General features: G+C 46.5%; 11 protein-coding genes, 1 tRNA gene and 2 pseudogenes. 5 read left to right on the forward strand and 9 right to left on the reverse strand.

Annotation, left to right across the window (positions count from 1 at the left end; translation table 11 throughout):
• The 3 genes from ACTHS3_RS00080 to ACTHS3_RS00090 all read left to right on the forward strand — a co-directional run bounded on the left by ACTHS3_RS00080 (position 1) and on the right by ACTHS3_RS00090 (position 1873).
• Positions 1-75 (forward strand) — tRNA-Gln (locus ACTHS3_RS00080).
• Positions 76-251: 176 nt separating this feature from the next.
• The gene (locus tag ACTHS3_RS00085; RefSeq protein ID WP_100066646.1) at positions 252-1235 is read left to right on the forward strand and encodes a ribose-phosphate pyrophosphokinase; all 984 of its coding nucleotides are present in this window, start codon (positions 252-254) and stop codon (positions 1233-1235) included.
• 65 nt (positions 1236-1300) lie between these two features.
• Positions 1301-1873 (forward strand): 50S ribosomal protein L25/general stress protein Ctc, encoded by a 573-nt coding sequence (locus ACTHS3_RS00090; RefSeq protein WP_004519902.1) that lies wholly within the window; start codon positions 1301-1303, stop codon positions 1871-1873.
• A 111-nt stretch (positions 1874-1984) separates the two neighbouring features.
• On the opposite strand, the gene hscB is transcribed toward ACTHS3_RS00090, so the two are convergent.
• Positions 1985-2485, reverse strand: a complete 501-nt coding sequence (hscB, locus tag ACTHS3_RS00095) for a Fe-S protein assembly co-chaperone HscB (protein WP_004519901.1) — start codon at positions 2483-2485, stop codon at positions 1985-1987.
• Between the two features lie 79 nt (positions 2486-2564).
• On the opposite strand from hscB, the pseudogene ACTHS3_RS00100 reads away from it, so the two are divergent.
• Positions 2565-2787: pseudogene (locus tag ACTHS3_RS00100) on the forward strand (alternative ribosome-rescue factor A).
• On the opposite strand, the gene iscA reads toward ACTHS3_RS00100, so the two are convergent.
• The 7 genes and pseudogenes from iscA to iscR form a co-directional block, all read right to left on the reverse strand.
• Positions 2747-3067 carry an iron-sulfur cluster assembly protein IscA gene (gene iscA / locus ACTHS3_RS00105; RefSeq protein ID WP_003685774.1) on the reverse strand — a complete coding sequence of 107 codons (321 nt, stop codon included), beginning with the start codon at positions 3065-3067 and terminating at the stop codon, positions 2747-2749. The pseudogene ACTHS3_RS00100 and the gene iscA sit on opposite strands and share 41 nt — an antisense overlap.
• Positions 3068-3137: 70 nt before the next feature.
• Positions 3138-3382, reverse strand: a pseudogene (locus ACTHS3_RS00110) (recombinase RecA).
• 107 nt (positions 3383-3489) lie between these two features.
• Positions 3490-3876, reverse strand: a complete 387-nt coding sequence (gene iscU / locus ACTHS3_RS00115; protein WP_049335285.1) for a Fe-S cluster assembly scaffold IscU — start codon at positions 3874-3876, stop codon at positions 3490-3492.
• Positions 3877-3944: 68 nt separating this feature from the next.
• Positions 3945-4073: a hypothetical protein gene (locus ACTHS3_RS00120; RefSeq protein WP_004519897.1), complete on the reverse strand. Its 129-nt coding sequence runs from the start codon at positions 4071-4073 to the stop codon at positions 3945-3947.
• 116 nt (positions 4074-4189) lie between these two features.
• Entirely contained in the window at positions 4190-4657 is a 468-nt protein-coding gene (locus ACTHS3_RS00125; RefSeq protein ID WP_440366755.1) for a hypothetical protein, read from the reverse strand.
• A 217-nt stretch (positions 4658-4874) separates the two neighbouring features.
• Positions 4875-6089, reverse strand: a complete 1215-nt coding sequence (locus ACTHS3_RS00130; RefSeq protein ID WP_049335281.1) for an IscS subfamily cysteine desulfurase — start codon at positions 6087-6089, stop codon at positions 4875-4877.
• A 51-nt stretch (positions 6090-6140) separates the two neighbouring features.
• The gene (gene iscR, locus ACTHS3_RS00135) at positions 6141-6587 is read right to left on the reverse strand and encodes a Fe-S cluster assembly transcriptional regulator IscR (protein WP_004519894.1); all 447 of its coding nucleotides are present in this window, start codon (positions 6585-6587) and stop codon (positions 6141-6143) included.
• A gap of 359 nt (positions 6588-6946) precedes the next feature.
• On the opposite strand from iscR, the gene ACTHS3_RS00140 reads away from it, so the two are divergent.
• A complete protein-coding gene (locus tag ACTHS3_RS00140) occupies positions 6947-8119 on the forward strand; it encodes an alpha-hydroxy acid oxidase (RefSeq protein WP_049344453.1) in 1173 nt (390 codons plus the stop codon).
• A 61-nt stretch (positions 8120-8180) separates the two neighbouring features.
• On the opposite strand, the gene dsbD is transcribed toward ACTHS3_RS00140, so the two are convergent.
• Positions 8181-9467 (reverse strand): protein-disulfide reductase DsbD (gene dsbD / locus ACTHS3_RS00145; protein WP_440366756.1); only part of this gene is annotated, 1287 nt, incomplete at its 5' end.

Consider the following 9467-nt stretch of genomic DNA (forward strand, 5'->3'; position numbering starts at 1 on the left):
GGGGAGTCGTCAAGCGGTTAAGACACTGGATTTTGATTCCAGCATGCGAAGGTTCGAATCCTTCCTCCCCAGCCAAATAAAAGCGTGTAAGTTTTCTTACACGCTTTTTTATGCTCAGAGCGCAATAACGCTGAAAAACTTTTTTTTACCCGTCTTTACGCGTATAATCGCATAATTAGTGTCTTAGACATAGGGCAAAGGGAAGCGTAATGTTTTCTGAGCGTAAATCAAATCTAGAATCAGGTGAAGATATGGCTGCTTATGACAGTTTAATGGTGTTTACCGGTAATGCAAATCCGGAATTGGCACAACGTGTTGTCAAACATTTGGATATTTCACTCGGTGAAGCCACCGTTTCCAAATTCTCTGATGGCGAAGTAGCCATTGAATTGTTGGAAAATGTGCGTGGTCGCGATGTGTTTATTTTGCAACCTACCTGCGCGCCAACCAATGATAACCTGATGGAAATTTTGACTATGGCCGATGCACTCAAACGTGCTTCTGCCGGTCGTATTACTGCCGCGATTCCTTACTTTGGCTATGCGCGTCAAGATCGTCGTCCTCGCTCTGTTCGTGTACCGATTTCTGCTAAATTGGTAGCGAATATGTTGTACTCCGCAGGTATCGACCGCGTATTGACTGTTGACTTGCATGCCGACCAAATTCAAGGTTTCTTTGATATTCCGGTAGATAATATTTACGCTACCCCGATTTTGTTGAACGACATTAAACAACAACGTATCGACAATCTGACTGTTGTCAGTCCTGATATCGGTGGTGTTGTACGTGCACGTGCTGTTGCTAAATCTTTAAATGCTGATTTGGCCATTATCGATAAACGCCGTCCTAAAGCCAACGTGGCTGAAGTGATGAATATCATTGGCGATATTCAAGGCCGTACTTGCTTGATCGTAGATGATATGATCGATACGGCAAACACCTTGTGTAAAGCGGCTGTAGCCCTGAAAGAGCGCGGTGCAGAACGTGTACTGGCATACGCTAGCCATGCAGTATTCTCCGGTGAAGCAGTGAATCGAATTGCTTCTTCCGAAATTGACCAAGTAGTTGTGACAGATACGATTCCGTTGTCTGAAGCAGCTAAAAAATGTGAACGCATCCGTCAAGTTACCATTGCCGGTTTGCTGGCTGAAACGGTACGCCGTATTAGCAATGAAGAATCCGTCTCATATCTTTTCAATGAAGATGTGATGATTGGCGGCATGTTGCTGCCATAACCCGATGTCGTCTTAAGCTGGTCGCGGCCGATGACGACGATTTTATCTAAATTGGAGTATTAAACATGACTTACGAAATTCAAGCCTCTGTTCGCGAAGCCCAAGGCACTGGTGCGAGCCGCCGCCTGCGTCGCGAAGGCCAAATCCCTGGCATTCTGTATGGTGAAGGTCAAGAGCCTGTTGCTATCGCTGTAGACCACAAAACTGTATTCTACGCATTGGAAAAAGAATCTTTCCATACTGCTTTGATTAAACTGTCTTTGAACGGTGAAACTAAAGACGTTATCGTGCGTGACTTCCAAATGCACCCATTCCGTCGCGAAGTTCAACACATCGACTTCCAAGCTGTAAAAGCTGATCAACCTGTACGCATCCGCGTTCCTCTGCACATTGTTAACGCTGAAAACTCTCAAGCTGTTAAATTGCAAGGTGGCCGCGTATCTCTGTTGAACACTTCTGTTGAAGTAGTTGCTTTGCCTGCAAACATTCCTGCTTTCTTGGAGTTGGATTGTGCATCTGTAGTTGCTGGCGACATTCTGCACTTGTCAGACATCAAATTGCCAGAAGGTGTTGAAAGTGTTTCTCTGAAACGTAATGAAAACCTGGCTGTTGCTACTGTTACTGGTAAAAAACGCTAATAGGTAGTTAATATAAGAAAACCGTATCAGATAAATCTGATACGGTTTTTGTTTTACATATAAAATCATTTGCCATAATAAAACTTAGGCAAATGCAGCAGCATATGTACTTTATAAGATTGAAGCAATTTCATTGCGAAGTTTATTAAGAAAGCGGCCATGCCGTACCCATTGTGCGGCCGATTCATAATCCTGTTGTTCAAATGCTTGTTGTAAATCTTGATATAGGTTGCTTTGTACTTCTTGGATTTCTTGATCCAGCGCTCGGATGGCATCATGGTTTTGTTCCATTTGTGCATCCATCAATGTTTCCCGCCATTCCATCTGCTGCATGAGGAATTCTGGTGAAAACGAAGTGTGTTCAGGTGCATCAGCATCGATATTTTGGCTTTTCAAGAGATAAGCGGCTCGATCAATAGGGCTTTTTAATGTGCGGTAGGCGTCATTAATTGTAGAAGACATCATAACGGCTTGTTTCTGCTCAAAAGCTGAAGCAGAAGCAAATTTATCGGGATGAAAACGGGCAGCTAAAGCTCGATAGATCTGTTCGAGTGCTTCGGTATCAATATTGAAAGATGGCTCAAGCTGAAAGAGGTTGAAGTATTGAGACATGATATCAAAGGAAAAAATCTAAAGAAGAGGATTATTTTACGATATAATCCAGAAACTGTTTATACGAAAGGAAAACAATATGACCGGTAAGGTGCAACACAATAAAGGCAAAATACGAGACAATGCCTTAAAAGCCTTAGTCAAATCTGATTTGTTCCGACACAAAGTAGAACGAAAAAGAAAAGGCAAGGGTAGCTATAATAGGCAAGAAGCCAAAAAATGGCGGGATGGTTTTGATACTTTCTCGCCATTTTTGATATTTTAAACGTGGAAGCTCTCGCCACAGCCGCAGGAATCTTTAACGTTTGGGTTTTCAAATTTGAAACCTTCCTGTAATCCTTCTTTGGTGTAATCGACTTGCGTGCCGTCTAGATAAACCAAGCTTTTCGGATCGATATAAACGCGTGCGCCGTGTTCTTCAAAAATCAGGTCATCCTCGTTCACTTCATCGACAAATTCAAGGTTGTATGCCATGCCTGAGCAGCCGCTGGTTTTCACACCCAAGCGCACGCCCAAACCTTTACCGCGTTTGGTCAGGTAGCTGTTGATGTGTTTGGCTGCGTTTTCTGTGATGGTAATCATGCTTTTTTCCTCATTTCGCAATCATTTTCTGTTTTGTCTGCTTTTTTATTTCAGATGGCCTCTTGAACTATCAGGCCGTCTGAAAACGCTGTTTTGCCCACTCTATTGCGGCAGTAATGGCAGCTTTGGCCTGCGGACTATTTTTCCAACAGGTTGAGCCGGTTAATTGTGCGCCCTGTTCCAAAATATCGTCTAAATCCGCAACCTCCAGAGTGGCAATATCATCAATCCCATTTGCTGCAAACGCTGCAATATGGTTTTACCTATTCCTTTGACAGCAAGTAGGGATTGGATTTCTTCATCGGTAAAAGGCATATCGTCTTCTTTGATTTTGCAGGTACTGGCGCACTTATATGGCAAGTTGGGCCTATCAAGCCGATTTAGACATTAATGTCTGCAAACTAAGTATCTGGCAAACAAGGTTATTTGTTTTCCTGACGTTTGCGATAGTCGGCAACGGCTGCTTTTACCGCATCTTCAGCCAAGATGGAGCAGTGGATTTTTACCGGCGGCAGCTCCAATTCTTCGGCGATTTCGCTGTTTTTGATTGCCAGCGCGTCATCCAAGCTTTTGCCTTTTACCCACTCGGTAATCAGGCTGGAAGAAGCGATAGCAGAGCCGCAGCCGTAAGTTTTAAATTTTGCATCTTCGATAATACCCTCATTGTTTACTTTGATTTGCAGACGCATTACGTCACCGCAGGCCGGTGCACCGACCATGCCGGTACCGACAGATTCGTCGTTTTTGTCGAAAGTACCGACGTTGCGGGGGTTTTCGTAGTGGTCGATTACTTTATCGCTGTATGCCATGATGTGGTTTCCTTTGTGTTTTTAGTGGTGTAAATGGTTTGTTTACGAATATTCAGACGGCCTGAAGTTTAGATTTTGCACGCGCCGCCTTCGCAGCCGTCATCATTCTCTGAATCAACGCCGCCTTCTACGGTAACGCCGTCAAAATCTTCGAGCAGGTTGTCGAGATTGTCGAGGTCGAGTTCTTGTTCGTCCATGGGTTTGTATCCTTAATTTGAAGATTGTGGCTTTTAGGTCGTCTGAAAAGGTATATTTTTAGAGTTTCAGACGTCCTTTTTAATGTCTAAGTTGATTATCTATTACAGTTGTTTTATCAGCCATTTATAAAGGCACATTCTAAAATTGTTTGGGGTTTTCCGTTAACATTAATCGGTTTTAGTTTTGCTTGCAGGGTTTCGTATTCTTCTAAAATCAAACTGTATTTTCGAATAGGGCGGTATTTTCCTTTTAACACCTTGCGTGCCTGTCCCAAAGGTACATCCAACAATAAACGGGTGTAACTGTAACCTGCGGTTTCTACTTGGAACGTCTGGCTGATATGAACCACAGGCAAGCCATAGTAAGTACCGCTGAGTTTCAAACGGGTTTGATCAAGAATAAACGGTTTTCCATCTTCACTAAATTCCGTGCGGTGCAAAGTCATCGGAGGGTGCGCAAGATCACGGTAAGCCTTTGGCAGCTTGACTCTATTGGGATAATTCAAACGCAGGTTTTGATATTTAGAGTCTTTATCGTTCCAGTCATAGCTTACATCACTAAATGGATCCAACAGGTTTTCCAAATGTTTATCGAATTGGCAGCCATTTTCAAATGATTTGAATATAGTTGACCAATCAGATTGTGTCTGTGCTGAAACCAGCGGGGCCGAGCATAGAATCAGACAAGAAAGTAAGTGGCGTATTTTATTTTTTATTATCGTCATTTTTAGTATTTTTCTTGATGAGGTCGTCTGAAAAGGTAAAGGCCTTGTGGATTTTTCAGACGACCTTTTCTCTTGATTAATGCGCCGCCCATTCAATCGAGTTCAAATCGATACCTTCTTTAAACATTTCCCACAGCGGAGACAGTTCGCGCAGTTTGCCGATTTTGGATTTAATCAGTTCTGCTGCGAATTGGACTTCTTCTTCAGTGGTCATGCGGCCGAAGGTGATGCGCAGGGAAGAGTGCGCCAATTCGTCGTTACGGCCGAGTGCGCGCAGGACGTAGCTTGGTTCGAGACTGGCAGAAGTACAGGCGGAGCCGCTGGATACGGCGAGTTCTTTGACTGCCATAATCAGGCTTTCGCCTTCGACGAAGTTGAAGCTGACGTTCAGGTTGTTTGGAGCGCGGTGTTCGAGGTCACCGTTGATGTAGACTTCTTCGATGCCTTCGATACCTTTGAGGAAGATATCGCGCAGTTTCAGGTAGTGCGCCATGTCTTGCTCGAGTTCTTCTTTGGCGATGCGGAAGGCTTCGCCCATGCCGACGATTTGGTGGGTGGGCAGGGTGCCGCTGCGGAAGCCGCGTTCGTGGCCGCCGCCGTGCATTTGGGCTTCGAGGCGGACGCGTGGTTTACGGCGTACATACAGGGCGCCGATGCCTTTAGGGCCGTATACTTTGTGGCCGGACATAGACAGCAAATCAACTTTGGCGGCTTCAACGTCGACAGGCACTTTGCCGCATGCTTGTGCTGCGTCAACGTGGAAAATGATTTTGCGTTCGCGGCAGATTTCGCCAATGGCAGGAATATCTTGAACTACGCCGATTTCGTTGTTTACCCACATTACGGAAACGAGGATGGTGTCTTCGCGGATAGCGGCTTTCAGCACGTCTAAGTCAACCAAACCGTTTTCTTGTACGTCCAGATAAGTTACTTCATAACCTTGGCGTTCGAGTTCACGCATGGTGTCAAGCACGGCTTTGTGCTCGGTTTTCACGGTAATGAGGTGGTTGCCTTTGGATTTGTAGAAGTGCGCCGCGCCTTTAATGGCGAGGTTGTTGGATTCGGTTGCGCCGCTGGTAAAAACGATTTCTTTAGAGTCGGCGTTAATCAGGGCTGCGATGTCTGCACGTGCTTTTTCTACGGCTTCTTCTGCTTCCCAGCCGAAGCTGTGGCTGTTGGAGGCTGGGTTGCCGAAAATATCGGACAGGTAGGGAATCATTTTTTCGGCAACGCGGCGGTCAACGGGAGTGGTGGCGGCGTAGTCGAGGTATACGGGGGTTTTGACGGTCATGGTTTGCTCTTTCGTTTGGTCATCTGCCTGCGGTCTTTGCCGCAAGTCGGTTTAATGAATGTGTGTAAAAGTAACGACATGACTGCTGTCGCTGCAGTTTTTTTGTTCAATGATGCTTTGCAGCGTAACGCTGCTGAGGTAATCATTGATGGTTTTGTTTAAGTTTTCCCAAAGGTCATGGGTCAGACAGGGGGCACCGTGGTGGCAGTTTGCTTTGCTGCCGCATTGTGTGGCATCCAGTCGGTCTTCGGCTGCGGAGATGATTTGTGCAATATTGATTTGCTCGGCGGGTGCGGCAAGGATATAGCCTCCGCCTGGGCCGCGTAGGCTTTCAACCAATCCGGCACGGCGCAGCTTGCTGAATAATTGTTCGAGGTAGGACAGCGATATGCTTTGTCGTTCGCTGATGGCACTGAGTTTGACAGCGCCGGTTTGCGCGTTCATCGCCAAATCTATCATGGCGGTTACTGCAAATCGCCCTTTGGTAGTCAGTCTCATGGTGTGGTTGCCTGTGTGGGGCGTTTTTATTAGTAGGGGAATTGTCTAATATCTGAGTGTTTCAGTCAAGTATGTGGCGGTTCGGTTTGATTGTTTGTTTAAATGGTGGCATGGGCTGATTTTTAAATCGGAAAATATTTTCCTTATTTTTCTGTAATTTGGACTTAAGGCCGTCTGAAAAAAGGCTATCAACCCTACAAATATCAGGGTTAAAATGTTTTGATTTAATATTGATACTGATATAGATTATCAAAATTATTCTTAAAATTTAGTTGTTTTGATGGAGTAAAATAATGAGGTGTTTGAAATGTTCAGACGGCCTTGACCATCCATCTTTACCTTAACAGAGGCAATCGACAATGAAATGTAATTTAAGCAAAATAACCTGTATCGAAGACTTGCGCCTTGTTGCCAAACGTAAAATGCCGCGTATGTTTTATGACTATATTGACTCAGGCTCTTGGACGGAAACCACTTATCGTGAAAACACTTCGGATTTTAAAGACATCCGTTTCCGCCAAAAGGTATTGGTTAATATGGAGGGGCGCAGTCTCGAAACCAAAATGATTGGGCAGGATGTGAAAATGCCGGTAGCGATTGCGCCAACAGGTTTCACGGGTATGGCGCACGCCGACGGTGAAATTTTGGCGGCGCGTGCGGCGGAAAAATTTGGTATTCCGTTTACGCTGTCGACCATGTCCATTTGTTCGATTGAGGATGTGGCTGAAAACACCAGCGCGCCGTTTTGGTTTCAGCTTTATGTGATGCGCGACCGCGAGTTTATGGAAAACCTGATTAAGCGTGCGAAGGATGCCAAATGTTCGGCTTTGGTATTGACCGCTGATTTGCAGGTCTTGGGTCAACGCCACAAAGACATCAAAAACGGCCTGTCCGCGCCGCCGAAACCAACCATTGCCAATTTAATCAATTTGGCGACCAAACCGGAATGGTGTATGAAAATGCTGAACACGGAACGTCGCACCTTCCGCAATATTGTCGGTCATGCGAAAAACGTGGGCGATTTGTCTTCGCTGTCTTCGTGGACTTCCGAACAATTCGACCCGCGCCTGAGCTGGGATGATGTGGCGCGCATTAAAGATTTGTGGGGCGGCAAGCTGATTATCAAAGGCATTATGGAGCCTGAAGATGCGGAAAAGGCAGCGAAAAGCGGCGCGGACGCATTGGTCGTTTCCAATCATGGTGGCCGTCAGCTTGACGATACCGTGTCCGCCATTAAAGCTTTGCCTGATGTGGTCAGCGCAGTTGGCAGCGATATCGAGGTTTGGATGGACAGTGGTATCCGCAGCGGTCAGGATATTTTGAAGGCTTGGGCTTTGGGTGCGAAAGGTACGATGATTGGTCGGGCGTTTCTGTATGGTTTGGGTGCGTATGGTGAAGAAGGCGTAACCCGTGCGCTGGAAATCCTGTATAAAGAAATGGATATTTCCATGGCATTTACTGGTTATCGCAATATTCAAGATGTGGATTCCAGCATTTTGCGTTCTACGCGTTGGGCTCAAGATGAATTTTAATTTTTAAACATAAGAAAAGGCCGTCTGAAAATCTGTTTTCAGACGGCCTTTTTATAGACGGCTATTTCTCGTTTTTGCGATACCATTCGATGAAGGCATCGGGTTTGACAAAGCCTAATAAGGCTTCGCTATGACTGCCGTCGGCGCGGACAACAAACACGCCCGGAGGACCGAAGAGGCCGTATTCTTTCAGTAAGGCCTGATGGTCGGGAGTGTTGGCAGTTACGTCGATTTGGAAGAAGCGCTGCATATCGACCGCTTCGTGTACCTGCGGTTGGTTGAGCGTGTAGGCGGCCATTTCTTTGCAGGATACGCACCAGTCGGCGTAGAAATCAATCAGCACGGGCTTGCTTGGATCGGCTTTCAAGGCGGCATCCATAGCGGCTTTGAGTTCGCTGACATCGGTAAACATCTTGCCGTGGTCGGTTTCTTGTCCGGCTTCGGATGGCGGAACCAGCGTTAAGAAGTGGTGGAGGGCGGTGGTTTGTTTATTGAGGCTTTGCCAGCCAAACCATGAGCCGCCAATCAGCAGTAAAAAGCCCAATACGGCGGCAACCGTTTTCAGACGGCCTTTTTGTTTGCCGGATTTCGCTAAAAGCATAAGGGCGGGAACAATCATCAGCAAGGTGTAGAGGCTGACTACTGCGAAATAAGGCAGATGCGGTGTAGCAAGGTATACGGCAACAGCCAGCAAGATGAAGCCGAATGCGTATTTGATGCCGTTCATCCAGTCGCCTGCTTTAGGCAGGATATGGCCGCCGAATGTACCGATGATGATGAGCGGCACGCCGGTGCCGAGTGCCAAGACATAAAGCGCAAGACCGCCCAATACGGCATCGCCGGTCTGGCCGATATAGCCCAAAGCAAATGCCAGCGGAGGCGCAACGCAAGGGCCGACAATCAGGGCGGACAAAATACCCATGATGAAGACGGAAATGATTTTGCCGCCGGAGAGTTTGTTGCTTTGGTTTTGGAAATAGGATTGGACGGAGTTGGGCAGTTGGATATTGAAGAGGCCGAACATGGACATAGCCAGTACCACCATCAGCGCGGCGGCGGCAAGTACGACCCAAGGCTGTTGCAGCCATACGGTCAACAGCGCACCGGTCAAACCGGCAATCACGCCGACCAAGGTATAGGTCAATGCCAAGCCTTGTACATATACCATAGACAAGGTAAACGCGCGGCCTTTGCCGGCTTTTTTATCGCCCACGACAATACTGGAAACAATCGGCAGGAGCGGATACATACAGGCGGTAAAGCTTAAGCCTAAACCTGCGACAAAAAACGCCAACAGGTTGGCGTTTAAAGTATCCCAAGAGAGCTTGAAGCGGCTGCTGTCGGGATT

The sequence above is a fragment of the Neisseria sp. P0009.S007 genome (assembly GCF_051962515.1).